The sequence below is a fragment of the Ensifer sp. R1-3 genome, from assembly GCF_056739175.1.
This window is the reverse complement of record NZ_CP096515.1, coordinates 252,576-276,234: the sequence shown is the minus strand read 5'-3', so window position 1 is coordinate 276,234 and position 23,659 is coordinate 252,576. Positions and strand designations below refer to the sequence as shown.

Sequence of the window (23,659 nt, the reverse complement as noted above, 5' to 3'; positions counted from 1 at the left end):
CGCTACGGTACGGAAAACCGGGGTTCCATAGCGGTTAGGTCTATGTCGAAAGACGCCCGGTCTTGCAAGCGCTTCAGGCGAAAAACGGCGGCAAGGCAGCGCAAAATGCGTCACCATGACAAAGTTTCATAGGTGCGATCAAAGCGATCGATCGAAACCGGATGACCTCATGCGGCCGAGCGGCTGCCGACGCACATCGGTCGACGCGCCCCCGCCCGGAAACTCCGGCGCTTTTTTCGCGGCCGAGGCGTGCCTTTTTTTCGCCACAACAACTGTCTCAGCGCGCCGCAATTCCGTCCCGCAAGAGCCGATTTCCAAGCGCCATTTCGCGATGCGGATGCATCGGCATCTTGGGGGTATGCTATGTTTCTCGATGATGAAGTCGCCGCCTCGCGCACCCGCCGCAGCGAGGCACGCTGGGGGTTCTATATCGCGCTCGCCGCACTTGCGGCCTGCATCGTGATGGTCCTCGGATTGATGACGCAGGTGACTACGCAAGCCGACATCGGGCAGCAGCCCGCGACGGCTCACGTCCAGTCCGAGGCCGGGCGCCATGGCTGACAACGATAACGGGTCGCAGCCGAGCGCCGACCTCTTCGCACGACTGTCGGCGATCCAGACGGTCGTCGTGGCGATTGTCGCCCTTTTCGCCCTTGCCGGCCTGATGCTCGTCGGTAAAGGCTTCTACATGAAGGCCAAGGACGAGGTCGCGCAGTACCTGCTCCAGAGAAACGAAGCACGACACCCTCCCGCGACGGAACGCGAACCCCAGCCGAGGCGCCTCGAGGCGATCCGAGAAGCGCCGGGACCGCTCACCACAGGGTCGGTGCGATAAAGCCGTTTTGATCCGATTTGACTTGAAGGCCGGTGCGTGCCGCTCCAGTTTGTGCGTTGCTCGCGCGTTCGGACCTCCGAGACGGCACGATGCATTTGCGCAGACGGACGGACCGGAGGAATGCAATGCGGCACACGCGCTGGAATGCTGGCGGCTCAAGGGACATAGCAACAGTATTTGCATTCCCGATGGCGGCTGCAGTCTCGCTCTTTCTCGCCTTCGCCTCGTCCCCTGCCGCCGCGCAGGAGACGCGGGAATTTCCCACGCAGACAGGAACCGTCCTCGTCGAGACGCTTGCCTCCGGACTGGAGCATCCCTGGGCGGTCGAAGCCATGCCCGACGGGGCGCTGATCGTCACCGAACGACCGGGCCGGCTGCGCATTCTGCGCGACGGCAAGCTGTCGGCTGCGATCAAGGGGGTGCCCACAGCGGCCGCACACGGCCAGGGCGGCCTTCTGGACGTCGCCCTCGATCGGCAATTCGCAACGAACAGGACACTCTATCTCACTCTCTCCGTCCGCGGTGATGGCGGCTACGGCACCGTCCTCGTGCGGGCGGCTCTTTCGCAGGACGAGCAGAGCCTGACGGAAGTGAAGGAGATCTTCCGGATGAACAAGTTCACCCGGAAGGGGCAGCACTTCGGCTCGCGCATCGCCATCGACAAGGACGGCAGCCTGTTCTTCGGCATCGGCGATCGCGGCGAAGGCGAACGCGCCCAGGACTCCCGCGACCATGCCGGCTCGATCCTCCACATCAACGCCGACGGCAGCATTCCCGCCTCCAATCCCTATCGCGGCGGTACCGGCGGGCTGGCGGAAATCTGGTCCATAGGGCACCGCAACCCCCAAGGAATCACCTTCGACCCCGAAGGCGGCAAGCTCTTGACCGTTGAGCACGGCGCGCGCGGCGGCGACGAGGTGAACAACCCGCAGCCGGGCAGAAATTACGGCTGGCCGGTGATCACCTTCGGCAAGGATTACTCCGGAGTCGAGATCGGCGAAGGCACCGCGAAGGAAGGTCTTGAGCAGCCGCTCTTCTATTGGGACCCATCGATTGCGCCCGGCGCGATCGCCGTATACCGCGGCAGCATGTTTCCGGAGTGGAACGGCGACCTTTTGGTCGCTGCACTGAAGTACCAGTTGCTTGCCCGCCTGGACCGCGACGAGACCGGCGCTGTCACCAACGAGGAACGGTTGTTCGACGGAGAATTCGGCCGCATCCGCGACGTCATCGTCGCTTCCGACGGGGCTCTGATCATGGTCACCGACGAGGAGGACGGCGCAGTGCTCAGGGTCTCCAAAGCTCCGACGCAATGAGCCCGCTGGGGAACGGCTGTCGGGCCTGACGGCAACACGGAGCGGCTTGCCCGCAAAAATCGCAACTGATAGAGCGAGGTCGCAATCACCTGAGCAGCATGGCTTCGGGGTGATTCTCGAAAGTCGCGGAATATGGCGCGAAGATCGCGCGCCTCCCGTGAGCAGGACCACGACCCCGGAGCCAAGCGGTGACTCGCATTCAAGCCAATCTCTTCCTCTTGTTCTCCGGTGCAATCTGGGGTGCGGGCTTCGTAGCGCAGTCGACGGCGATGGACGCGATCGGACCGCTCTGGTTCATCGGCCTGCGCTTTGCGATCGCGACACTCGTGGCACTGCCCTTGGCGCTCCTTGAAAAGAAGCAGGCCGCTACGCCCTTGCCGCGAAACGCCATGCGCAACTTCGTCTTCGTCGGACTGGCGCTTTTCGGCGGAGCCGTCACGCAACAATACGGCCTGCTCACCACCACCGTCACCAATTCCGGCTTCCTGACCGGGCTCTACGTGGTATTCGTGCCGGTACTGACTGTCGTGTTCCTGCGCCGCCGGCCGCACTGGGTCATCTGGCCGGCCGCCCTGCTCGCGGCTTTCGGCATCTTTCTCCTGAGCGGCGGCGCGCTCTCGGCGCTGACCGGCGGGGACATGCTGACGATCGTCTGCGCCCTGTTCTGGGCGGTTCAGCTGATGTTGGTCGGCTTATTCGCTCCGGCCACGGGCCGGCCGATGCTCCTGTCGATGACGCAGTTCGCCGTCTGCGCCGTTGCAGGCTGCGTACTGGCCGGCCTGTTCGAGCCGCTGAGCCTCGATGCGATCAACGGCGCCCTCCCGCAGATCCTCTACGCCGGCATTTTTTCAAGCGGCATCGCTTTCATCTGCCAGGTCGTAGGCCAACGCTATACGACGGCGCCGCAGGCTGCCATCTTCCTCTCGAGCGAAGCGCTCTTCGCCGCCCTGTTCGGGGTGCTGCTGCTCGGCGAGACCATCACTCCGGTCGGCTACGTCGGCTGCGCCGTCATCTTCCTGGCGATGCTTGCGGTCGAGCTCGTGCCGGAACTGACGAAGAAACGTCGCGAGGCCGCGCAAGCTGCTGTCTGAACTGCGGCTTCTGATGCCCGTTCCGTGCAATTTCTCCGCGCGCTTGGCGCCCGGGTTAATACTACTAATACTCTCCGAAACCCCTCAATTTTGCTTGGAACGGCGAATTTCGCTTGAGCCGGGAATATATCCTGCAGTTTTTCTGTAGGCATGAAGGCGATGGTCCCTCGGAACCGTGCGCTGCGTGAACGACAAGCGATATCAGGCGCTTGGACCGGGAAACCAGGCTGCACAAAGTTGCGGCATACCCATGAGCGACGGAATTTGGCGCAAATGATCCTGCCGCGCCCCAATCTTTGGTCGAAAAGCTTTGAATTCAACAGCTTGCAATGCTTTTTGAATACGCGAGTCAAAACGACCAACTGACCTCTTTTTGAGCAATGAGAAGACGCAATACCTCGTCAGAAAAGTTTTGCTTGCCAATTCAAAATAAACCCATCACTCTTACTGTGTTCGGGCAATCTGCGAACACGGGAAGATCTTGAATAAAAGCGGGCCGGAGACGCAACCCACTCCGGGCGGCCAACGGGGGGAGGCTGTTATTCCTTCCTGCGGCTGGTCGCGATAACCAGGACCCTTTCCTCAATTGTCGAGAACTGCCCCCACGCCCATATCGGGCAAAACTGCAATGCTGCCCGCAACGCGGGTGGAGAGAAAAGGACCTGACGCATGGCCGAGACTGGCACTGTAAAATTCTTCAACACAGACAAGGGCTTTGGCTTCATCAAGCCTGAAAACGGTGGCGCGGACATCTTCGTACATATTTCTGCCGTGCAGGCCTCGGGCCTGAGCGGTCTCACGGAAAACCAGAAGGTGTCCTTCGACACCGAGCCGGATCGCCGCGGCAAGGGACCGAAGGCGGTCAACCTGCAGATCGTCGGCTAACGCTGTTCTCTGCTGAAAGTTAAGTTCGAGCCCGGCAGTTCTGCCGGGTTTTTTCGTTCAGGCTCCGTTCAGTTTGGCTTATATAGACTTTGTTCATCATGAAATCCGGAAACCATCCGGTCGCATGCATAGGATTGAAGCCCATGAACAAATTCATCAAAGCAGCCGTCCTGTCGGTCGCCGCGGCCGCCATCGTTATCCCGACCTTCGGCACCGCCCAGGCAGGGCACCGCCATCGCAATAACGACGATGCATGGGTAGCGGGCGCAGTTGGCTTGGCCGCGGGCGCGCTCATCGGCAGCGCGATCGCCTCGCCGCCGCCGCCGCGCTATTACGGCGAGCGGGTCTATATCGATCCGGAGCCCGACTATTACGAGCCCCGCCCCGTCTATCGTCCGCGCCCGGTTTATCGGCCCGTCTATCGTCCGGTGGCGGTCGAGACCTACGGCCTCGAGCCCTGGACACCGGCTTGGTATCGCTATTGCTCGCAGCGCTATCGCTCGTTCAATCCGGACAGCGGAACCTTCGTCGGCTATGACGGCCGCAGCCATTTCTGCAACGCCGGCTGAAAGCCGCCGCGTACGAACCGAAAGGGCGCATGACTGGAGAAGTCATGCGCCCTTTTCATTTTCGCACCGGTCAAAGACCGCGCAGAAACGGATTGGTACGCCGCTCTTCGCCGATCTGCCCGCCCGGGCCGTGGCCGCAGATGAAGCCCACATTGTCGCCGAGTGGCAGTATCTTGTCCCGGATCGAATCCAGAAGCTGCTGATGATTGCCGCCCGGCAGGTCGGTACGGCCGATGGAGCCGTGAAAAAGCACGTCGCCGACATGGGCGAAATTTTGTGCCCGGTTGAAATAGACCACATGACCGGGCGCATGGCCGGGGCAATGCAAGACCTCGAAAACGTGGTCGCCGAAGGAGACGGTATCGCCCTCTTCAAGCCAGCGGTCCGGCACGACGTTCTGAACCTTCATCGCGAGGCCGAAGCGCTCCGCCTGATCCTCCAGGCGTTCGAGCAGCGGCAGGTCGTCCTTGTGGGGTCCGACAATGTCGAGCCCCAGTGCGTCTTTCAATTCCTTGGCGCCGCCGGCGTGATCGATATGGCCGTGTGTGAGCCAGATAGCCTTCAACGCGATGCCGTTTTCGCGGATCGTCTGCAGGATGATGTCGACGTCGCCGCCGGGATCGACGACCACGCCTTCCTTGGTCTCGCTATCGAACAGGACCGTACAGTTCTGCTCGAAATGCGTTACCGGGATAATGCCTGCCTGTAACATCGGACCATGCCTCGCTCTTGCTCGTGAGGTGGCCTGGAAGTGAGAAGCCCTTCCCGATCCAGGCCGTTTTCCCAGCTATAGCGATAAGCGAGCGGTATGACAGCGCAAATCAGCGCAGTGCCACGATTTCCGAAGCCGGCGGCGAATATTGCACCGTCGCGAGCAGCAGCACCGAAACCACGAGCTTCGCTGTCACGACGACCACCACCAGCGGACGCAACCGCTTGGCAGCAAGCTTGGCATCGTCCGATAACTCACCTTGCATCTCGTCACTCCCGGCTGGAGCCAGCCTGTGTCGGGCAGAAATCGATAAATCGGCCGCGCATTGCCGGCGACAATATAGGGAAGACTTCGTCAGCTTCCGTCAGCCCGGGCAACGCTTGACGACGGCAATATGTTTCATCCTCACATTTCGTGATGTCACGGGGGGAACATCCCTGAGGCGCGGCGCGTTCTGGCCTGCAAATGAAAGAGGAGCAAGATGATGAAGACTCTCTCTCCGACTCTGTTCAAAGCGGCCTCGCTCAGAGCGGCTTTGGCAGCCGGTGCGATGCTCGCCGCCATTCCCGCAGCCTATGCCGAAATGAGCGCAACGACGCTGACGGACCTTAATGTGCGCGCCGGACCGGGCCCCCAATACCCTGCGGTCGGCGTCGCCACACGCGGCAGCGCTGCCGTGCTCGATGGCTGCATGGAGGGAAGCAACTGGTGCCGCATAGACGTCAACGGCCTGCGCGGCTGGGCTTACGCCCGTTACCTGGCGACGGACATGGGCGGCACGACCGCCATTATCCAGGAGCGCCGCACGGAACTCTCGGTCCCTACGGTCGCCTATGAGGGCGAGACCGTGGTGGCGCCGTCCGAACCGCTCGAACTGGTGGGTCCGGTCGAGGAGGTCGAAGCGGTGACTCCGCCTCCCACGGTGCGCACCTATATCACCGAGAATCCGGTCGACACCGTCTATGTAGAGGGCGAAGCCGTGGTCGGCGCCACGCTGCCGAACACGGTGGCCGTCCAGCCCATTCCTGATTACGAGTATCAGTACGTGACCATCAATGGCCAGCCCGTCCTTGTCGATCCGGGCACAAGAAGGGTCGTCTACGTCTATCGCTGAGCGTCAGCGAAAAGGGAAAAGGCATGGTGGCGCAGCGTCAATTGCAGAACGCTGCGTCACGGCGAATCACCCGTCCAAAACGCGCCGAGAGTAGAGGGCACGAGTGGTGCGGCTTCGCGGCTCCTCGTGCCCTCTCGCGCGCCCCGAAACGAATTCCCGAAACAACTCAAACGACTATCCCCCAGCCCCGCTTCCGGATCGTCACCTGTGGCCGACACCAGTGGTGGCAAAATTGACAAATCTCCCCTTCAGCTTCAACCTTCCCGTGCCGGGTTGTCCGGTATGTCGCGGCTCTGGATGAGGGGTCGCAGGACGGAGGGATCGATGGAAGCATTAGTGCCTATCATTACCCAGTTGATTGCGGGGGCAGCTGGCGGAAACGCGGCCAGCGCCATGCTGAAGCAGCAGGCATTCGGAGTCGTGGCACGCACGATCGTCGGAGCCATCGGCGGCCTCGGCGGCGGGTTCCTGATCCAGATGCTTGGCGGAGAGGCCGCCGCGACCGGTCTGGCCATGCAGGCCATCGGCGCCCTCATCGGCGGCGGCGTTCTCAACGGCATTGTCGGGCAGTTCGTCGGCAAGCACGCGTGAGCCTTCAGGCGATATCCATCGCAAGGCAAAAGGCGGCTGCGGCCGCCTTTTCTGCGTATCGCCGAGGCGCGATATGCGTAAATTTGCACGTCTTCGATCTGGATGCCTGCGACTCGATGGAAATATGTCAACCAAACTGACATATATTGCGGTATGTTTCGAACGGCATTTCGATTGAAAGGATATGACCGCGTGGTCGGCCAGATCAGGGACAAGAGCATAAGCGACAGCGCTGGCGAAGATGTGGACACGATAGATTTCGAGATCATCGAGCTGCTTTTCTTTGCCTATCGCGACTTCACCGGCGACCCGGACGCCATTCTCGAGAAGAGCGGATTCGGCCGCGCGCATCATCGCGTCGTGCATTTCGTCAACCGCGAACCCGGCATGACGGTCGCGGATCTTCTTGAAACGCTGAAGATCACCAAGCAGAGCCTTGCCCGCGTCCTCAAGCAGTTGATCGATTCCGGCTATATCCGGCAGGTGACCGGTCCCGAAGACCGGCGGCAGCGCATGCTCTACACGACACCGGACGGCCAGGCCCTGGCGCGGGCGCTTGCCGAGCCACAGTCCCGCCGCATAGCCGATGCATTGGCAAAGGCCGGACCGGGTGCGCGGGAAACCGTGAAGCGGTTTCTCGCCAATATGATGAATGACGTTGCGGGCTGATCCACTGCATGTTTCGTTTGATCCTCGCCCATTGAAGGAGAAAAACATGCAGCGGCTTAAGTGCTACAGCGGCCATTGCGCGTCCGCCGGACGTGCGGCACTGCAGGGAAGGCGCCCGAGAGTCACACAACGATTCAAAATGTTACGCGACCTGTGCGCGTCTGATTGGACGTCGGCTCGTCGTTCGTGGCAAAACGGGTAGCCCCTTGAATGAGAATGGGTGACCGCGGCGCATGTGCTGCACGGTCTCCGGCATTTTTGGCGCAGCCTTTCCGGCTTGACCGGCAATGAGGGTACCGAATGATGATAGCAAAGGCGACAGTCTCCGACGATGCGGCGCATCTTCTGGTCGTCGACGATGACCGGCGCATCCGCGACCTGCTCAACCGCTATCTGGTCGAACAGGGATTTCGCGTAACGACGGCAGCCGATGCCGACGAGGCCCGGCGAAAGCTGATAGGCATCGATTTCGATCTTCTGGTCGTCGACGTGATGATGCCGGGGGAAAGCGGCATCGCTCTGACGCAAAGTCTCAGGCAGATCAAGTCCGTGCCGATCATCATGCTGACGGCCCTGGCGGAGGCGAATTCGCGTATCGAAGGGCTGGAGGCGGGCGCCGACGACTACCTGCCGAAGCCTTTCGAGCCGCGCGAACTCGTGCTCCGCATCAACAACATTCTGCGCCGCAACCAGCCGACACAGACACACAAGGTCGATCAGGTTATTTTCGGGCCCTACACCTTCTCGGTAGTGCGCAAGGAACTGCGCCGCGGGGCCGACCATATTCGCCTCACCGACCGTGAGCAGGAGATCATGACGCTGTTTTCGCAGCGCGCCGGCGAAACCATTCCGCGCCACGAGCTGATCGGCGACGACGCCGAGGTCGGCGAGCGCACGATCGACGTGCAGATAAACCGGCTAAGGCGTAAAATCGAGGACGATCCTTCCAACCCCGTATGGCTGCAGACCGTTCGCGGCATCGGTTACCGGCTGAGCGTTGACTGACGATGGGCCAGAAACGAGGGCCGGATCAAGGGCCATGGCAAGCTTTGACGGTTTGAAGCGCGAAGGAACGACACCCGCGGACGGCGGCTGGAAGCGCGTGGTCCGCTGGCTGCGGCGCCGGCTGCCGATGGGTCTTTACGCGCGCTCGATTCTGATCGTCGTCATCCCGATGGTGCTGCTACAGTCCGTGGTCGCCTTCGTGTTCATGGAGCGGCACTGGCAACTCGTCACCCAGCGCCTCTCCTCGGCGGTGACCAACGACATCGCCGCCATCGTCGACCTGATCACGACCTTCCCGCGGGAGGGCGATATCGACCAGATCGTCCGCATCGCCCGCGATCAGCTCGACCTCAACATAACCGTCGAGCCGGGCGGAGAGCTGCCGCCGCCGCGTCCCAAGCCCTTCTTCGAAATCCTCGACCAGATCCTCAGCGAGGAGATTTCGGACCAGATCCGGCGTCCCTTCTGGATCGATACCGTCGGCAATTCGAAGATCGTGGAAATCCGGATCAAGCTTGAAGACGACCGCATTCTCAGGGTCTATGCCCGCCGCAATCAGGCCTATGCATCGAACACACACATCTTCCTCGTCTGGATGGTCGGCGCATCGCTCGTCTTGCTGACGATCGCCATTCTCTTCCTGCGCGGGCAGATCAGGCCGATCCTGGCGCTGGCAAGCGCAGCGGAGAGCTTCGGCAAGGGACAGAAGATCGACGATTTCGCACCGCGGGGTGCCAATGAAATCCGGCGCGCCGGTCTCGCCTTCATCCTGATGCGCGAGCGGATCGAGCGCCAGATCGAACAGCGCACCGCGATGCTGACCGGCGTCAGCCACGACTTGAGGACGATCCTGACCCGGTTCAAGCTGCAGCTGGCACTTGTGGGCAACAATCCGGACCTCGAGAGCCTCAACCAGGACGTTGAGGACATGCAGAACATGCTGGAAGGCTATCTCGCCTTCGCCCGAGGAGACGCGGAAGAGGATGTCGGCCGGCTGAAACTCAGCGATCTGATGGCCAGGCTTGCGGCGGAGGCGGAGCTGTATGGCAAGACGCTGACAACCGCGATCCAGGGCGAGAACGAAATTCACGTGAGGCCGAACGCCTTCACGCGGCTCGTCTCCAACCTCGCGTCCAACGCCTATCGCTATGCGAACACCGTGCACATCGAGGCGCGCCAGAGCGCGAAATGGTTGACCATCACCGTCGATGACGACGGACCGGGCATTCCCGAACGGTCACGCGAAGACGTGTTCAAACCGTTCTTCCGCCTGGACGAGGCCCGCAATCTCGACAGTTCCGGCACCGGCCTCGGCCTCGCCGTTGCCCGCGACATCGCCCGCAGCCATGGCGGCAATGTCACGCTCGCAGACAGCCCCCTCGGCGGCCTGCGAGCGACGGTGCGTGTGCCGACGTAAATACGGGGAAGATCACATCAACTTCTTGCCGTTCGGCACCGGCTTGTCGGTGGATGCGAGCACGATCGCGCCGGCCTCGTCTTCGAAGCCGAGCGTGAGCACCTCGGAACGAACGGGGCCGATCTGGCGCGGCGGAAAATTGACGACACCCAGAACCTGCCTGCCGACGAGTTCCTCGGGCCTGTAGTGCACCGTGATTTGCGCGGAGGATTTCTTGATGCCGATGTCAGGGCCGAAATCGATCTTGAGCTTGATTGCCGGCTTGCGTGCCTCGGGAAAGGGCTCCGCCTCTACGATTGTACCGACACGAATGTCGACGCGCTCGAAATCGGCATAGGAAATGATTTCGGTCATGAATGTTCCCCGGATCACGTCGATGGGCCGATTCGACATACGACCAAAAGCGTGAACGATTGCGACAACTTCAGAGTGAATTGCGGGACACGCTGTCTCGCCAGGAATTACCCGGCCAGCTCTTCCGCGCGCTTGCGCGCCGCCGCAACGGCCCGGTCGAAGAGCGGCTGCATGCCGTCATCCGCCATCAATACCGCCAGCGCAGCCGCCGTGGTACCGCCGGGCGAAGTGACGTTCTGCCGCAGGCGCGCTGCATCGTCGGGGGACTGATGGAGGAGTTCACCAGCCCCCGCGACGGTTTCCCGAGCAAGACGCATGGCTAGGTCCGCCTCGAGTCCGGCCTTGCGCCCGGCCTCCGCCATGCACTCGACGAGATAGAAGACATAGGCCGGGCCGCTGCCGGAGACGGCGGTCACGGCATCGATATCCGCTTCGCTCCCGACCCATTCGACCGGGCCGCTGACCTTCAGCAGATCATGCACCAGCGCGCGCTGGGCCTCGCTGACGCGAGCATTCGCGAAGGCGCCGGTCACACCGCGTCCGATCATGGCCGGCGTATTCGGCATGGCGCGCACCGTCGCCGCCTCACCCAGGTGCCGCTCGATGAAACCCAGCGTCTTGCCGGCGGCCACTGAAACGATCACGGTTTGCGGACCGACGAGCCCTTTCAGGGGTGGCAGCACCGTTTCCATCACCTGCGGCTTGACCGCGAGGAAGATCGCGCCCGCCTTACCGCCCGCCGGAGCGGAGGTCGCATGTTGCACACCGCTATCCGCCAGGAGCTTTGCCATCGCCGGTGACGGGCCCGGATCGATGACGAGAACGTCGCTGCTACGCACTCCGCTTTTCAGCCAGCCCGCGAGCATGGCGCCGCCCATATTGCCGGCGCCGACGAGCACGATCGGACCCGAAACGGCAATGCTCACTTCATGCCTCCCCAACGGTCTCGAACAATACCGCGTCGACCGCGCGCTGCGCATCCATGCCCGACCAAACGACGAACTGGAACGCCTGGAAATAGGACTCGCAGGCGTCGAGCGCGTTCGAAAGGAGCACCTCGACCTGCTGGTTCGTCGGTTCCGCTCCACCGGCGAGCAACAGAGATTGCCGGAAGATGATGACTTCTTCTTGGCGCCAAAGATCGAAATGACCCATCAGCACCTGACCGTTGATGTGGGACAGAAGCCGGATCACCTCGTTTGCGCGGCTGTCCGGCACCTTGATGTCGAAGGCGCACGCCAGATGCAGCGCCTCGAACTCCTCCATCCAGGAAAAGGAAACATGGTAGTCCGCCCACCTGCCTTCGACGGTCATGGCGATCTCGTCTTCGCCGGATCGCTCGAAGGACCAGTCATTGTTCGCGGCAACGAACTCGATCATATCGACCGGGTTGGACTGGCGCTCGGCTTCCATTTCCAAAAGGCTCATGCATCACCCTAAAGGCGCGGCTAAGGCGCGCAAAGTCACGCTCACAGGACGCAACACTGCAAACCCAGTACCGGATACGAACACACTATGATTGCTGGACCTGCGACTATCCTGGCTTACTTACCCTGCCCGGAGCTTGCATGGTCCGTGTCGAATCATCATTTAAAATCAGTGTATAACGGCAGAGTCAGCGTGCCAGCCCCTGAGCCTAAAAATTGCCGGGAAGAATAGCGCCCCGCGCTATGATTCTGATTCAGCGCGGCTGCTTAAACGACTCTGCGATAAAGGTTTTTTGCCAGTGTCCACAGGTGGAAAACTTTTCAGTTTTTGTTAACCGTGACGCCAGCGAAGTGAAATGCGTCGGGCGACGGCGGGGTGGCCGATTGGCCCCGCGCCGCATCCGCCTCCGTGAGAACCGCAAAGGCACGCGGTTCGATGGTCGACGACGATCGAAGGCCGGCGTGAGGCAGGTTCTTTTACTTGCCCGTCGTGATGTCGGCGGCCGCCGGACCGGTCGCGGCCAAACGTGCTTCCAGCGCTTCGATGCGAGCAAGGAGAGCGTCGTTTTCGTCCCGTGCCCGCGCGGCCATCTCCTTGACCGCTTCGAACTCTTCGCGCTTCACGACATCGAGCGAATTCAGCCAGTTTTCGGTTTGCGCCCGGAATGCCGCCTCGACCTCGCGCCGCACCCCTTGGGCCGCGCCCGCCGCATCCGTCATCAGCCGGGCGAGATCATCGAGAATACGGTTGGCGCCTGTGCTCATCTTTCCGGTCTCCATTTCCATCCCGCCACATGCGGCGGAGCTCATGATTTCAGGTAGGGTCCCCGGAGTGAGGATGCAAGGAAAATGACGTCCGCGACGCCGCTCATCGTTCTCCAGGACCCTTGAATTCGCGATGAGGCAATGGGGCAGTATAGCGTGCTGCGGCCGCCTTTCTACGTTCGAAAGAGGCTGGGGCGTCGTTGCGCGGCGGCAGCGGTGCTTGACCGCGCCGGATTCGCTCGTCATGTTCCGCCGAAATCATCGGTCCGGCACGAGAGAAGACCTTGGAAACAATCGCGACCCGCCTCGCCATCCTACCCTTCCCCGAAATCGACCCCGTCATCTTCACGATAGGGCCGCTCGCCGTGCGCTGGTACGGGCTGGCCTATGTCGCGGGTATACTGCTCGGATGGCTCTATGCGCGCCGCATCATCCAGAACGCTTCGCTCTGGCGCAACGGCACCGCCCCCTTCAACCTGGCGCAGCTCGACGACTTCCTGCTCTGGGCGGCCGGCGGCATCGTGCTTGGCGGGCGCATCGGCTACATCCTCTTCTACGATCTCGGCTCCATCCTCGAGAATCCCGTCCGCGCGATCCAGATCTGGAACGGCGGCATGTCCTTCCATGGGGGCCTTCTCGGCACGACCCTGGCGATAATCATCTTTGCGCGAAGGAACGCGATCCCCCTCTGGAGCCTGTTCGACGTCGTGGCAGCAGTGGTGCCGATCGGGCTCTTCTTCGGGCGCATCGCCAATTTCATCAATGGAGAACTCTGGGGCCGCCTGTCCTCGATGCCCTGGGCGGTCGTCTTCCCGACGGGAGGCCCCTTCGCCCGTCATCCGAGTCAGCTTTACGAGGCGGCCCTGGAGGGCATTGTGCTTCTCGTCGTGCTCGCCTGGTTCGTCTATCGCCGCAGAGCCCTGAAAATGCCCGGCCTCGTCACCGGCATCTTCGTCTGCGGCTATGCCGCGAGCCGCATTTTCGTGGAGTTCTTCCGCGAACCGGACGCACAGATCGGCTATCTTGCCGGAGACTGGCTTACCATGGGCATGGTGCTTTCACTGCCGATGGCACTGGTCGGTATCTGGGCCATTGCGCGGGCGCGCAGCGCGGCTGCCGCCGCTTGACTGGACAAGTCATGACGAATCCTCTCGCCGACAAGATCGAGGCGCTGATCCGGACCAACGGGCCGATCAGCGTGACCGACTATTTCTCCCTCTGCCTTGCCGATCCGCAGCACGGCTATTATCGCGTCCGCGAACCGTTCGGACGGGCGGGCGACTTCACCACCGCGCCGGAGATCAGCCAGCTCTTCGGGGAGATGATCGGCATATTCCTCGTGCATGCATGGCAGCAGCACGGCACGCCTGAGGACGCGATTATCGCCGAGATCGGTCCGGGCCGCGGCACGATGATGTCCGACATGCTCCGCGTCATCCGGCGGCTGGCGCCGGCACTATACCGGACAGCGACCGTTCATCTCGTCGAAACCAGCGACCGGCTTCGCAGGCTGCAGGCCGAGACCTTGGCCGAACACGAAGGCAAGGTCCGCTGGCATGAGAGCTTCGACAGCCTCCCCTCCGGATTCCTGCTCCTGGCTGCGAACGAACTTTTCGACGCAATTCCGATCCGTCAGTTCGTGCGGACCGCACAGGGGTTCCGTGAGCGCATGGTCGGCCTCGATTCGGAGGGCCGATTGACCTTTGCTGCAGGCATTGCCGGCATTGATCCCGCATTGCTGCCCTCTCCCGCGCCAGCCGTCGCGGAAGGCACGATCTTCGAGATCTCCCCCGCCCGCGACGCGGTGATGGCCGCGCTCTGCGAGCGCCTCCGCGCCGGCGGCGGCACGGCGATCATTATCGACTACGGCCATCTGGCGACCGGCTACGGCGACACGCTGCAGGCCGTCCGCAATCACGAATATGATCCGCCGCTTGCCAATCCCGGTCTCGCCGACCTGACCAGCCATGTCGATTTCGAGCAGTTGGCGAGCCGTGCGAAAGCGGAGGGCGTGCAGATCAACGGACTTGTCCGTCAGGGTGATTTCCTGGTCGGCCTCGGCCTCCTGGAACGCGCCTCGACTCTCGGCCGGGACAAGGACGAGACGACTCAGGAAAGCATCCGCGACGATGTCGAGCGGCTTGCGGGCTCCGGCGCGGGAAAGATGGGAGAGCTGTTCAAGGTGCTGGTGGTAAGCAGTCCGGAAGTCGCCTTGGCGCCCTTCCGGAAGAAGGCGTCTTAGCGCCGGCCGTGCGCCGCCTCGGGTCCCTCGCCCCGGCAGGGCGATTGACAGTCCCCGCCTGCCGGGTCAACATCGCGCCGGCAAATCAGCTGCAAGTCGACGGGCCGCAACGCGCCCTCAATTCCAACGAAGCTTAGAAAATCACGAGGGCGAAAACACCGAATGCAGGATGATGCCTCGCTATCCCCTGTGCAGAGCCCGCTCTTCGGCGCAAAGGCAGGCCCGGCAATTGCACATGGTTATTTCACGCGCCAGGGAGGGGTCTCCGAGGGCATCTACCGCGGTTTGAATGTCGGTCTCGGCTCGAACGACGAGCGGGAACGGGTCGGCGAGAACCGAGCCCGGGTCGCCCGCTGGTTCGGCGCGGAGCCACGACGGCTTGCCACGGTGCACCAGGTGCATTCGCCGGACGCGATCATCGTCGACGCCGGTTACGACGGCGCGCGGCCGGATGCCGATGCGCTGGTGACGGCAACGCCCGGCATCGTCCTCGGCGTTCTCTCCGCCGATTGCGGCCCGGTCCTTTTCGCCGATCCGGAAGCAGGCGTGATCGGTGCCGCCCATGCCGGATGGAAGGGCGCGCTGGGTGGCGTGCTCGAAAGCACCATCGAGGCTATGATCTCGCTCGGTGCCCGCCGCGAGCGCATCATCGCCTGCCTCGGACCGTCGATCAGCCGGAGCCACTACGAGGTCGGCCCCGAATTCGTAGCCCGCTTCGTCGCCACTGAGGCAAGCTATGCGTCGTTTTTCACGCCGTCGGGCCGCGACGGCCATGCCATGTTCGACCTTCCCGGATTGACGGTCCGGCGGCTGGCCGAGGCCGGCGTGACTGCGGAAAACCTCGGCATCTGCACCTATGCGGACGAAGACCGCTTCTTCTCCTATCGCCGAACGACGCACAGGCAGGAGCCTGATTACGGGCGGCAGATATCAGCGATTTCCATACGGGAGGTTTGAGATGGCGCTTCATTTCGCCGAAGAAGAATATGCGGCCCGCCTGGCGCGGCTCACGGCCAAGATGCAGGAAGAAAAGCTCGACGCGATACTGCTCTTCGCGCAGGAGAGCATGTACTGGCTGACCGGCTACGACACCTTCGGCTATTGCTTCTTCCAGTCGCTCGTGGTCAAGCGGGATGGTTCGATGGTCCTGCTCACCCGTTCGGCCGACCTGCGCCAGGCGCGTCATACGTCGAATATCGAGCGCATCGAAATATGGGTGGATCGGGTCAATGCCGATCCGGCCATGGACCTCAAGAACCTGCTCAGCGAACTCGATCTCCTCGGCCGCCGCATCGGCGTCGAATACGACACGCACGGCATGACCGGAAGAACGGCGCGCCTCGTCGACCACCAGCTCTCCACTTTCGGGGAACTGGTCGACGCGTCGCTGCTCGTCAGCCGCCTGCGTCTGATCAAGAGCCCGGCGGAGATCGCTCATGTCGAGAAGGCGGCGAGCCTTGCCGACGACGCGCTCGACGCGGCGCTGCCGCTCATCCGCCCGGGCGGTAGCGAGGCGGATATCCTCGCGGCCATGCAGGGCGCCGTTTTCGCCGGCGGCGGCGACTATCCGGCCAATGAGTTCATCATCGGTTCCGGGGCCGACGCACTGCTCTGCCGCTACAAGGCGGGCCGGCGCAACCTCGACGCCAATGATCAGCTCACGCTCGAATGGGCCGGTGTCAGCGCCCATTACCATGCGGCGATGATGCGCACGGTCGTGATCGGCGAGCCCACCAACCGTCACCGCGAGCTCTACAGCGCCTGCCGGGAAACGATCCAGGCTATCGAAATGGTGCTTCGACCCGGCAATACCTTCGGGACCGTCTTCGACGTGCATGCCAAGATCATGGACGAGCGCGGCCTTGCCCGGCACCGTCTGAACGCCTGCGGCTATTCGCTCGGCGCACGCTTCTCGCCCTCCTGGATGGAGCACCAGATGTTCCATATCGGCAATCCGCAGGAGATCGAGCCGGACATGTCCCTCTTCGTCCACATGATCATCATGGACTCGGACAGCGGCACCGCCATGACGCTCGGCCAGACCTATCTCACCACGGCCGACACCCCCCGCCCGCTCTCGCGCTACGGACTGGACTTCATATCTGCGTAAGGAAATCGCCCTATGATTTCCGTCGGAAGTGAAGAACGCGCCGGCGGCTGATCCTGCTGCAGCGACCTTTGCGCGTCCAATAGGGCGCGCCGGCGCTGCAGCCGCCGCATCCGGCGCCGGGATGTTCGAGCGGAGACGGTGGGAACGATGCGCAAGCAGATCAATCCGATCGCAAGCCTTGGCCTTGCCGCAGCCTTGGCCGGCTGCAACACGACAGACGCCTTGATCCCGCAGGTGGACGTGGGCGAAGGCAGTTTCCGCTCCCCTCCGGTGACCCAGTCGGATCTCGACGCCATGTCGGCGCAGACCGCGGTGATGCCGGTGGAAAGCGTGCCGCCGGGCCGCTCGGCCGCCTTCGCGGCGCAGCCGAACATTTCAGGCCCGCCTCCGCAGCATGCAGCCGGCAATGTCGGCTATAGCGACTACACCGACCCGGCCGGCACGCTGGAAGGCCAGGCTAACCGTCTCGCCGGCGGTGAAGCACCGGTACAGACGATGCAGCCTCAGGCGGCGCCGACCCAGATCGCTCGGCATCAGGCACCGCCTGTGGAAGAAGCGACGCAAGAGAATGGCGGCGAACAGCCCACACCGGTCGAAACAACGCAGGCGCCCGCGCAAACGCAGCAAGCCGCCGCATCGCCTGCAGCAGCTACGACGGGCTCGGGCGGAATCCGTTTTCTGCCGATCATCGGCGCGCCGGTCCAGGCGGTCACGCCGCTCTCGAAGCAGCTCGGCGCCTCGGCGCGCAGCCAGGGGCTCGCGATCAAAAGCTCCACCGACAAAACCAGCGACCATATCCTCAAGGGATATTTTTCAGCGCTCAACGACGGCGGCAAGACGACGGTCGTCTATGTCTGGGACATACTCGACGGCAGCGGCAATCGCCTGCACCGCATCCAGGGACAGGACTCCGTTGCAAAGACCGCGGCCGACCCCTGGAGCGCCGTCCCGGCAGAAACGATGGAGGCGATCGCCAGCCAGACGATCGACGCCTATGTCGAATGGCGTCGGTCGACCGCGGGATAGCGCCTCCGCTCGGGCTCCGCTTGCCCGCGTTCTCCGATTTTCGGCCAACCGGCCCGGAATCGCCGTCATCCTGGCCGGCTGACGCAAAGTTTTTCGGATATTGAGCGCTGCGCCGCAGCAATCCCCTTGCATTCACCTTCAAGGACGCTAAAAAGCGGCCGATCAGCTCTGACAGCGGCCGTCCGCAGTGATTGCCCGCAATCGGAATGGCTCACGGAATCTGCGCGGAGAACCCACCCCCCCGGACGACCGGACGTGGCCGCGCCAGCTCAAGGCGGACCGTCAATGAAGGTTTTCGCAGGCAATTCGAACCGGCTGCTGGCCGAAGCGATCTGCAACTATCTCAACCTGCCGCTCGGCAAAGCCACAGTAAGGCGCTTCGCCGATCAGGAAATCTTCGTCGAGATCGGCGAGAACGTGCGCGGCGAGGACGTCTTCATCGTCCAGTCGACATCCTTCCCCACGAACGATCATCTGATGGAACTTCTCATCATGATCGACGCGGTTCGTCGCTCCTCAGCTCGCCGCATCACCGCCGTGCTCCCCTATTTCGGCTATGCCCGGCAGGACCGAAAACCCGGTCCTCGCACGCCGATCTCCGCCAAGCTGGTCGCCAATCTCATTACCGAAGCCGGTGCCGACCGCGTTCTGACCCTCGACCTGCACGCCGGCCAGATCCAGGGCTTCTTCGATATCCCGACCGACAACCTCTACGCCATTCCGATCCTGGCGCGAGACGTCAAGGAGAACTACAATCTCAAGAACGTCATGGTCGTTTCGCCGGATGTCGGCGGCGTCGTGCGTGCCCGGGCCCTCGCCAAGCGGCTGGACTGTCTGCTGGCGATCGTCGACAAGCGTCGCGACCGCCCCGGTGAATCGGAAGTCATGAACGTCATCGGCGAAGTCAACGGCAAGGACTGCCTCCTCATCGACGATATCGTCGATTCCGGCGGTACGCTCTGCAACGCCGCCGAGGCACTGCTGAAGAACGGTGCGACCAGCGTCACCGCCTATATCACCCACGGCGTCCTCTCCGGCGGCGCCGTCGCGCGCGTCACGTCCTCGATGCTGAAAGAACTGGTGATCACCGATTCGATCCAGCCGACGACGGCAGTGCAGTCGGCGCACAATATCCGTGTGATCTCGACCGCCGCACTGCTCGGCGAGGCGATCAGCCGCACGAGCCAGGAAGAATCGGTATCGAGCCTGTTCGATTGACGTTTACGACGCCGAGCGTCTCGTCAAGACGCGGCCGGCATCACCTTTTGACGTCCAGCATATATGATGCTGCCTCACGGGCGGGCATGGCACTTTTCGCATAGGTGAAAGTGCCGTGCTCCTTGACCTCTCGTGCCGCGCTCATGAGTGCCGCAAGGGCCGCCCGTGCAAAAGAGCCGCCGACACTGATGCGCTTCACGCCCGCCTCCTGCAGTTGTTCCACTGTGTAGACCTGCCCGGCGAGCCCCATGACCACATTGACCGGGCGTTTGACGGCAGAGCAGACCGTGCGAATCGCTTCGATGTCAGGAAGCCCCGGCGCATAGAGGACATCCGCACCGGCCTCCTCGAATGCGACGAGGCGCCGGATCGTATCGTCGAGATCGGCCCGCCCGCACAGGAAGTTCTCGGCCCGCGCGGTCAGGATAAAGGGGTGCTTGCGGGCTTCCTCCGCGGCGGCGGCAACACGTTCCACGGCCAGGCCGAACTCGAAAACCGGATCGGCGGCATCACCGGTTGCGTCTTCGATCGAGCCACCGACGAGCCCGACGCCTGCCGCCAGCGAAATCGTTTCGGCGCAGCACAGGGGATCCTTACCGAAGCCGTCCTCCAGATCCGCGGACACAGGCAATTCGGTCGCCTCGACGATATCGCGGGCATTCTGCAATATGACGTCGCGCGCAAGAGCCGCCGCCGAATCCCTCCGGCCGATGGAAAAGGCAAGCCCGGCGCTCGTCGTCGCCAGCGCCTCGAAGCCGACCGCCGCGAGAATGCGCGCAGAACCTGCATCCCAGGGATTGGGAATTACGAAATTGCCCTCGCGATCGTGCAAGGCGCGGAATTTCAGATGCTTGTCTTGCTGCTTTTCCATGCCCCGTCATCCGCCGTTTGAAGATGACCAGCGATAGCACGAACCGAACAAAAAGCGAACAAATTTCCCGTGGTCAGCCGCGGGGCTGCACCAGGCAAACCTCGCCGCCACCGAACAGGCGCGAGCGGGTGAGGAAGCGCTTCTCCCGGCCGTTATCCAGCGAAAACATGCCGCCCCTGCCGGGCACGACGTCGATGATCAGCTGCGTGTGTTTCCAGACCTCGTACTGGCTCGAGCTGATATAGACGGGCACGCCGTCGATCTCGCCGAGCTTCACGTCGTTGTCGCCGACGATGTAATCGTCCGCCGGGTAGCACATGGGCGACGAGCCGTCGCAGCAGCCGCCCGACTGATGAAAGAGTATATCCGGATGATCGCGCCGGATTTCGCGGATGAGGTCGATCGCCGCATCCGTCGCAAGCACGCGCGGCTCCATTGCACCGTCGCTCAATTTGCATCTCCTCATTCGCAGAAGCCGGAAGGCCCCCGATGAAGCATCGGGAGCCCGCCGGGAGGGATCAGGCTGGCGCGGGACGAGGACGATTGCACGGCCCCGCCCGCATCCAGGGAAAATACAGCGGCCGGATCAGAAGAAGCCGAGCGCCTTCGGGCTGTAGCTGACCAGCATGTTCTTCGTCTGCTGATAGTGATCCAGCATCATCTTGTGCGTCTCGCGCCCGATGCCGGACTGCTTGTAACCGCCGAAGGCGGCGTGCGCCGGATAGGCGTGGTAGCAATTCGTCCAGACCCGGCCGGCTTCGATCGCGCGGCCGAAGCGGTAGCAGCGGTTGGCATCGCGGCTCCACACGCCGGCGCCAAGCCCGTAGAGCGTGTCGTTGGCGATTTCCAGCGCCTCGGCTTCCGTCTTGAAGGTCGTGACCGACACGACCGGCCCGAAAATCTCCTCCTGAAAGATGCGCATCCTGTTGTGGCCGTGGAATACGGTCGGCTTGACGTAGTAGCCGCCGGAAAGATCGCCTTCGAGCACGTTGCGCCCGCCGCCGGTCAGCACCTCGGCACCTTCCTCCTTGCCGATTTCGATATAGGCGAGGATTTTCTCGAGCTGTTCGCTCGAAGCCTGGGCGCCGATCATGGTTGCTTCATCGAGCGGATTGCCCTGTTGGATCGCCTCGACCCTCTTTACCGCCCGCTCCATGAAGCGGTCGTAGATGCTCTCCTGTACCAGTGCCCGGCTCGGGCAGGTGCAGACCTCGCCCTGGTTCAGCGCGAACATGGCGAAGCCTTCCAGCGCCTTGTCGAAGAAGTCGTCGTCCTCGCTGGCGACGTCCGCGAAGAAGATGTTCGGCGACTTTCCGCCGAGCTCCAGCGTGACCGGGATGAGGTTCTGGCTGGCATATTGCATGATCAGCCGTCCGGTCGTCGTCTCGCCGGTAAAAGCGATCTTGGCGATGCGCGGGCTGGTGGCGAGCGGCTTGCCCGCTTCGAGGCCGAAGCCGTTGACGATGTTGAGGACACCCGGCGGCAGGAGGTCGCCGATGAGTTCCGCCCAGACGAGGATCGAGCCCGGTGTCTGCTCAGCCGGCTTCAGCACGACGCAGTTTCCGGCGGCAAGCGCCGGCGCAAGCTTCCAGGCGGCCATCAGGATCGGGAAGTTCCAGGGAATGATCTGGCCGACGACGCCGAGCGGCTCGTGGAAATGGTAGGCGACGGTGTCGTGGTCGATCTCGCCGATCGAGCCTTCCTGCGCACGGATGCAGGCCGCGAAATAGCGGAAATGGTCGATCGCCAGCGGAATGTCGGCGGCCATCGTCTCGCGGATCGGCTTGCCGTTGTCCCAGGTTTCCGCCCGTGCCAGAAGCTCCAGATTGTCCTCCATGCGGGCGGCGATCTTCATCAGAATGTTCGACCGCTCCGTCGTCGAGGTCCGGCCCCATTTCTCCCTTGCGGCGTGCGCCGCGTCGAGGGCGATCTCGATGTCGGCGGCGTCCGAACGCGCGACCTCGCAAAGCGTGCCGCCGGTGATCGGCGTCGTGTTGTCGAAATAGCGGCCTGCAACGGGTTCGCGCCATTCGCCGCCGATGAAGTTCCCGTATTTCTGCTTGTAGGGGTTCTCGACGATCTTCTGATGCAGCATGGACTTCCTCCCTTGGAAAAGACAGCGGTGCGGTTGCTGTGGAAGGAGAGTGAGGCCGAATGCGCTTTTCCGGTAGGGCGGCGCCGCGGTTGATGGCACCGACTGTTTCAGAATTGCGACAGGTGGGCGCCTGCTGCGCTGCTGCGTCGCAGCATCGTCCGCTGGGAGCTGCCCCTCATCCGCCTGCCGGCACATTCTTCCCGCAAGCGGGGCGAAGGGACAAGCCGCACCCCGCGAAGTCCCCTCGCCCATCGCGATGCTGTCAGTTCAGGGCCAATCGCTTCATCTTGCGGTAGAGGGTCGCGCGGCTGATGCCGAGGAGATCGGCCGCCATGGACACGTTGCCCTTCGCCCGGGAGAGCGCGCGGCGCAGCGCCGCACGTTCCGCGTCCGGCAATTCGCCGCCCTCGCCCGGGAGGTCTTCCTGAAGCAGGTCGGAAGCCGGGACGCCGGCGGCGATACGCTCGTCGTCGAGCCCGAGCCACAGCCGGGCAGCCCGCGTCGCGCCGAGAACGAGATCGTCACGGTCGACCGCAAGCAGTGCAGGTCCCGCCCGGTCGACGGGTACGAGAACGATGCGGGCGCCGACGAAAGCGCGGCGGAAAAGATTGGCCTCGATTCGCGCTGCGGCATCGCGCACCGCCTGCGAGAGAATCGAAAGCGTCGCCTCGGATGCGTCGTCACGGCAGGTGGAGATGTCTATCGCCGCGGCGAGCTTGCCGCTCTCGTCACGGATCGGCGCCGTGGCGCAGCTCAGGCCGATATTGCGGCTGAGGAAGTGCTGGTCGCGCTGGATTACGACCGGACGCTCGTCCGCGATCGCCGTACCGATGCCATTGGTCCCGACGCTCGCCTCGCTCCACACGGTTCCCGACCACAACCCGATACCGCGAAAGTCCGCATCGTCGCCGCCGGCCCCGCGTCGTTCCAGTGCAACGCCCTTTCCGTCGGTAAGCAGCAGGCAGCACCCGGCCTTGCCGACAGTGGCGAACAGCCGGTCGAGCTCGCCGGCCGCCTCTGCGATGAGGGCGCCGGAGCTTTCGCGCGCCTGCCGGAACTCGATCTCCGAAAGACGCCAGGGCGAACGCGCTTCCTCCGGCGCCAGGCCGTGCAGCGTCATGCAACGGCGCCACGATGCAGCGACCGGCGAAGTCACCGCAGCGGAAGACTGATGTGCGATGCGGTAGACCCGCTCGGAGTGGTCCCTGATTGAAGGCATTCGCTCCCTCCCTGGATCGCGGCGACCGGGCCAACCGACCCGTGGCTGATCGACGCTCACAAGCGAAGCGCGCGGAAAGAATCCACGCTTCCTCCTCCGCCTGGACAGCGTTCTGCGGCGCAAACGGG

At 63.1% G+C, this 23,659-nt stretch carries 27 protein-coding genes; 17 read left to right on the top strand and 10 right to left on the bottom strand.

Going from position 1 to position 23,659, the window contains the following annotated elements; translation table 11 throughout:
* Positions 1 to 363 precede the first annotated feature (363 nt).
* The 6 genes from M1D43_RS01375 to M1D43_RS01350 all read left to right on the top strand — a co-directional run bounded on the left by M1D43_RS01375 (position 364) and on the right by M1D43_RS01350 (position 4,696).
* Positions 364 to 561 (top strand): hypothetical protein, encoded by a 198-nt coding sequence (locus M1D43_RS01375; protein ID WP_027992893.1) that lies wholly within the window; start codon positions 364 to 366, stop codon positions 559 to 561.
* A complete protein-coding gene (locus M1D43_RS01370) occupies positions 554 to 835 on the top strand; it encodes a membrane protein (protein ID WP_028010453.1) in 282 nt (93 codons plus the stop codon). Before M1D43_RS01375 ends, M1D43_RS01370 begins: the two co-directional genes overlap by 8 nt.
* Before the next feature lie 125 nt (positions 836 to 960).
* Positions 961 to 2,151: a PQQ-dependent sugar dehydrogenase gene (locus M1D43_RS01365; RefSeq protein ID WP_003532919.1), complete on the top strand. Its 1,191-nt coding sequence runs from the start codon at positions 961 to 963 to the stop codon at positions 2,149 to 2,151.
* Positions 2,152 to 2,339: 188 nt separating this feature from the next.
* Positions 2,340 to 3,242 (top strand): DMT family transporter, encoded by a 903-nt coding sequence (locus M1D43_RS01360; protein ID WP_010969863.1) that lies wholly within the window; start codon positions 2,340 to 2,342, stop codon positions 3,240 to 3,242.
* Positions 3,243 to 3,911: 669 nt separating this feature from the next.
* A complete protein-coding gene (locus M1D43_RS01355; protein WP_003532915.1) occupies positions 3,912 to 4,127 on the top strand; it encodes a cold-shock protein in 216 nt (71 codons plus the stop codon).
* Positions 4,128 to 4,270: 143 nt separating this feature from the next.
* Positions 4,271 to 4,696: a BA14K family protein gene (locus M1D43_RS01350; protein WP_003532907.1), complete on the top strand. Its 426-nt coding sequence runs from the start codon at positions 4,271 to 4,273 to the stop codon at positions 4,694 to 4,696.
* Positions 4,697 to 4,766: 70 nt separating this feature from the next.
* Here the strand turns inward: M1D43_RS01350 and M1D43_RS01345 are convergent, their stop codons facing one another.
* Both M1D43_RS01345 and M1D43_RS01340 read right to left on the bottom strand, forming a co-directional pair.
* Positions 4,767 to 5,408, bottom strand: coding sequence for an MBL fold metallo-hydrolase (locus M1D43_RS01345; protein WP_153314664.1), 642 nt, complete (start codon positions 5,406 to 5,408; stop codon positions 4,767 to 4,769).
* Positions 5,409 to 5,517: 109 nt separating this feature from the next.
* Positions 5,518 to 5,673 (bottom strand): hypothetical protein, encoded by a 156-nt coding sequence (locus M1D43_RS01340; protein WP_003532904.1) that lies wholly within the window; start codon positions 5,671 to 5,673, stop codon positions 5,518 to 5,520.
* 219 nt (positions 5,674 to 5,892) lie between these two features.
* Between M1D43_RS01340 and M1D43_RS01335 the strand changes: the two genes are divergently transcribed.
* The 5 genes from M1D43_RS01335 (at position 5,893) to M1D43_RS01315 (ending at position 10,204) form a co-directional block, all read left to right on the top strand.
* Complete coding sequence (locus M1D43_RS01335; protein ID WP_013844741.1) at positions 5,893 to 6,522, top strand: DUF1236 domain-containing protein; 630 nt, start codon at positions 5,893 to 5,895, stop codon at positions 6,520 to 6,522.
* Between the two features lie 324 nt (positions 6,523 to 6,846).
* Positions 6,847 to 7,113: a hypothetical protein gene (locus M1D43_RS01330; protein WP_153314666.1), complete on the top strand. Its 267-nt coding sequence runs from the start codon at positions 6,847 to 6,849 to the stop codon at positions 7,111 to 7,113.
* Positions 7,114 to 7,266: 153 nt separating this feature from the next.
* Positions 7,267 to 7,782, top strand: a complete 516-nt coding sequence (locus M1D43_RS01325) for a MarR family winged helix-turn-helix transcriptional regulator (protein ID WP_017263267.1) — start codon at positions 7,267 to 7,269, stop codon at positions 7,780 to 7,782.
* Between the two features lie 300 nt (positions 7,783 to 8,082).
* The gene (locus tag M1D43_RS01320; protein ID WP_003532900.1) at positions 8,083 to 8,787 is read left to right on the top strand and encodes a response regulator; all 705 of its coding nucleotides are present in this window, start codon (positions 8,083 to 8,085) and stop codon (positions 8,785 to 8,787) included.
* Positions 8,788 to 8,821: 34 nt separating this feature from the next.
* Positions 8,822 to 10,204, top strand: coding sequence for an ATP-binding protein (locus tag M1D43_RS01315; RefSeq protein WP_003532899.1), 1,383 nt, complete (start codon positions 8,822 to 8,824; stop codon positions 10,202 to 10,204).
* 12 nt (positions 10,205 to 10,216) lie between these two features.
* Here M1D43_RS01315 and M1D43_RS01310 read toward each other — a convergent pair whose 3' ends face one another.
* From M1D43_RS01310 to M1D43_RS01295, 4 genes are all read right to left on the bottom strand, one after another.
* Complete coding sequence (locus tag M1D43_RS01310) at positions 10,217 to 10,558, bottom strand: tRNA-binding protein (RefSeq protein WP_010969865.1); 342 nt, start codon at positions 10,556 to 10,558, stop codon at positions 10,217 to 10,219.
* 107 nt (positions 10,559 to 10,665) lie between these two features.
* Positions 10,666 to 11,484 (bottom strand): pyrroline-5-carboxylate reductase, encoded by an 819-nt coding sequence (gene proC, locus M1D43_RS01305; protein ID WP_318853459.1) that lies wholly within the window; start codon positions 11,482 to 11,484, stop codon positions 10,666 to 10,668.
* A gap of 1 nt (position 11,485) precedes the next feature.
* The gene (locus M1D43_RS01300) at positions 11,486 to 11,986 is read right to left on the bottom strand and encodes a type III secretion system chaperone family protein (protein ID WP_003532890.1); all 501 of its coding nucleotides are present in this window, start codon (positions 11,984 to 11,986) and stop codon (positions 11,486 to 11,488) included.
* 476 nt (positions 11,987 to 12,462) lie between these two features.
* Positions 12,463 to 12,750, bottom strand: coding sequence for an accessory factor UbiK family protein (locus M1D43_RS01295; RefSeq protein WP_010969867.1), 288 nt, complete (start codon positions 12,748 to 12,750; stop codon positions 12,463 to 12,465).
* A 284-nt stretch (positions 12,751 to 13,034) separates the two neighbouring features.
* Between M1D43_RS01295 and lgt the strand changes: the two genes are divergently transcribed.
* From lgt to M1D43_RS01265, 6 genes are all read left to right on the top strand, one after another.
* Positions 13,035 to 13,877, top strand: coding sequence for a prolipoprotein diacylglyceryl transferase (gene lgt / locus M1D43_RS01290; RefSeq protein WP_010969868.1), 843 nt, complete (start codon positions 13,035 to 13,037; stop codon positions 13,875 to 13,877).
* Between the two features lie 11 nt (positions 13,878 to 13,888).
* Positions 13,889 to 14,992 carry a class I SAM-dependent methyltransferase gene (locus tag M1D43_RS01285; RefSeq protein ID WP_153314670.1) on the top strand — a complete coding sequence of 368 codons (1,104 nt, stop codon included), beginning with the start codon at positions 13,889 to 13,891 and terminating at the stop codon, positions 14,990 to 14,992.
* Positions 14,993 to 15,154: 162 nt separating this feature from the next.
* Positions 15,155 to 15,949, top strand: coding sequence for a peptidoglycan editing factor PgeF (gene pgeF / locus M1D43_RS01280; RefSeq protein ID WP_010969870.1), 795 nt, complete (start codon positions 15,155 to 15,157; stop codon positions 15,947 to 15,949).
* 1 nt (position 15,950) lies between these two features.
* Complete coding sequence (locus M1D43_RS01275; RefSeq protein ID WP_003532879.1) at positions 15,951 to 17,102, top strand: M24 family metallopeptidase; 1,152 nt, start codon at positions 15,951 to 15,953, stop codon at positions 17,100 to 17,102.
* A gap of 147 nt (positions 17,103 to 17,249) precedes the next feature.
* On the top strand, positions 17,250 to 18,128 hold the full coding sequence (locus M1D43_RS01270; RefSeq protein ID WP_153314672.1) for a hypothetical protein: 879 nt from the start codon (positions 17,250 to 17,252) through the stop codon (positions 18,126 to 18,128).
* 285 nt (positions 18,129 to 18,413) lie between these two features.
* Positions 18,414 to 19,346: a ribose-phosphate pyrophosphokinase gene (locus M1D43_RS01265; protein ID WP_003532875.1), complete on the top strand. Its 933-nt coding sequence runs from the start codon at positions 18,414 to 18,416 to the stop codon at positions 19,344 to 19,346.
* 40 nt (positions 19,347 to 19,386) lie between these two features.
* On the opposite strand, the gene M1D43_RS01260 is transcribed toward M1D43_RS01265, so the two are convergent.
* The 4 genes from M1D43_RS01260 to M1D43_RS01245 all read right to left on the bottom strand — a co-directional run bounded on the left by M1D43_RS01260 (position 19,387) and on the right by M1D43_RS01245 (position 23,531).
* Complete coding sequence (locus M1D43_RS01260) at positions 19,387 to 20,217, bottom strand: isocitrate lyase/PEP mutase family protein (RefSeq protein ID WP_498814055.1); 831 nt, start codon at positions 20,215 to 20,217, stop codon at positions 19,387 to 19,389.
* A 73-nt stretch (positions 20,218 to 20,290) separates the two neighbouring features.
* Positions 20,291 to 20,668: a DUF779 domain-containing protein gene (locus tag M1D43_RS01255; RefSeq protein ID WP_107608200.1), complete on the bottom strand. Its 378-nt coding sequence runs from the start codon at positions 20,666 to 20,668 to the stop codon at positions 20,291 to 20,293.
* Between the two features lie 135 nt (positions 20,669 to 20,803).
* Positions 20,804 to 22,312, bottom strand: a complete 1,509-nt coding sequence (adh, locus tag M1D43_RS01250) for an aldehyde dehydrogenase (protein ID WP_153314674.1) — start codon at positions 22,310 to 22,312, stop codon at positions 20,804 to 20,806.
* Between the two features lie 262 nt (positions 22,313 to 22,574).
* Entirely contained in the window at positions 22,575 to 23,531 is a 957-nt protein-coding gene (locus tag M1D43_RS01245) for a helix-turn-helix domain-containing protein (protein WP_153314676.1), read from the bottom strand.
* Between the last annotated feature and the right edge of the window lie 128 nt (positions 23,532 to 23,659).

What these genes read in the sequence shown, in the direction of transcription:
- M1D43_RS01270 (WP_153314672.1), top strand. Translation starts at nt 17,250, where the DNA reads ATGCGCAAGCAGATCAATCCGATCGCAAGCCTTGGCCTTGCCGCAGCC.
- M1D43_RS01320 (WP_003532900.1), top strand. Translation starts at nt 8,083, where the DNA reads ATGATGATAGCAAAGGCGACAGTCTCCGACGATGCGGCGCATCTTCTG.
- M1D43_RS01285 (WP_153314670.1), top strand. Translation starts at nt 13,889, where the DNA reads ATGACGAATCCTCTCGCCGACAAGATCGAGGCGCTGATCCGGACCAAC.
- M1D43_RS01355 (WP_003532915.1), top strand. Translation starts at nt 3,912, where the DNA reads ATGGCCGAGACTGGCACTGTAAAATTCTTCAACACAGACAAGGGCTTT.
- M1D43_RS01370 (WP_028010453.1), top strand. Translation starts at nt 554, where the DNA reads ATGGCTGACAACGATAACGGGTCGCAGCCGAGCGCCGACCTCTTCGCA.
- pgeF (WP_010969870.1), top strand. Translation starts at nt 15,155, where the DNA reads ATGCAGGATGATGCCTCGCTATCCCCTGTGCAGAGCCCGCTCTTCGGC.
- M1D43_RS01335 (WP_013844741.1), top strand. Translation starts at nt 5,893, where the DNA reads ATGAAGACTCTCTCTCCGACTCTGTTCAAAGCGGCCTCGCTCAGAGCG.
- M1D43_RS01365 (WP_003532919.1), top strand. Translation starts at nt 961, where the DNA reads ATGCGGCACACGCGCTGGAATGCTGGCGGCTCAAGGGACATAGCAACA.
- adh (WP_153314674.1), bottom strand. Translation starts at nt 22,312, where the DNA reads ATGCTGCATCAGAAGATCGTCGAGAACCCCTACAAGCAGAAATACGGG.
- M1D43_RS01315 (WP_003532899.1), top strand. Translation starts at nt 8,822, where the DNA reads ATGGCAAGCTTTGACGGTTTGAAGCGCGAAGGAACGACACCCGCGGAC.
- M1D43_RS01350 (WP_003532907.1), top strand. Translation starts at nt 4,271, where the DNA reads ATGAACAAATTCATCAAAGCAGCCGTCCTGTCGGTCGCCGCGGCCGCC.
- M1D43_RS01295 (WP_010969867.1), bottom strand. Translation starts at nt 12,750, where the DNA reads ATGAGCACAGGCGCCAACCGTATTCTCGATGATCTCGCCCGGCTGATG.
- M1D43_RS01375 (WP_027992893.1), top strand. Translation starts at nt 364, where the DNA reads ATGTTTCTCGATGATGAAGTCGCCGCCTCGCGCACCCGCCGCAGCGAG.
- M1D43_RS01310 (WP_010969865.1), bottom strand. Translation starts at nt 10,558, where the DNA reads ATGACCGAAATCATTTCCTATGCCGATTTCGAGCGCGTCGACATTCGT.
- M1D43_RS01345 (WP_153314664.1), bottom strand. Translation starts at nt 5,408, where the DNA reads ATGTTACAGGCAGGCATTATCCCGGTAACGCATTTCGAGCAGAACTGT.
- M1D43_RS01325 (WP_017263267.1), top strand. Translation starts at nt 7,267, where the DNA reads ATGTTTCGAACGGCATTTCGATTGAAAGGATATGACCGCGTGGTCGGC.
- M1D43_RS01300 (WP_003532890.1), bottom strand. Translation starts at nt 11,986, where the DNA reads ATGAGCCTTTTGGAAATGGAAGCCGAGCGCCAGTCCAACCCGGTCGAT.
- M1D43_RS01330 (WP_153314666.1), top strand. Translation starts at nt 6,847, where the DNA reads ATGGAAGCATTAGTGCCTATCATTACCCAGTTGATTGCGGGGGCAGCT.
- M1D43_RS01265 (WP_003532875.1), top strand. Translation starts at nt 18,414, where the DNA reads ATGAAGGTTTTCGCAGGCAATTCGAACCGGCTGCTGGCCGAAGCGATC.
- M1D43_RS01260 (WP_498814055.1), bottom strand. Translation starts at nt 20,217, where the DNA reads ATGGAAAAGCAGCAAGACAAGCATCTGAAATTCCGCGCCTTGCACGAT.
- M1D43_RS01245 (WP_153314676.1), bottom strand. Translation starts at nt 23,531, where the DNA reads ATGCCTTCAATCAGGGACCACTCCGAGCGGGTCTACCGCATCGCACAT.
- M1D43_RS01275 (WP_003532879.1), top strand. Translation starts at nt 15,951, where the DNA reads ATGGCGCTTCATTTCGCCGAAGAAGAATATGCGGCCCGCCTGGCGCGG.
- M1D43_RS01340 (WP_003532904.1), bottom strand. Translation starts at nt 5,673, where the DNA reads ATGCAAGGTGAGTTATCGGACGATGCCAAGCTTGCTGCCAAGCGGTTG.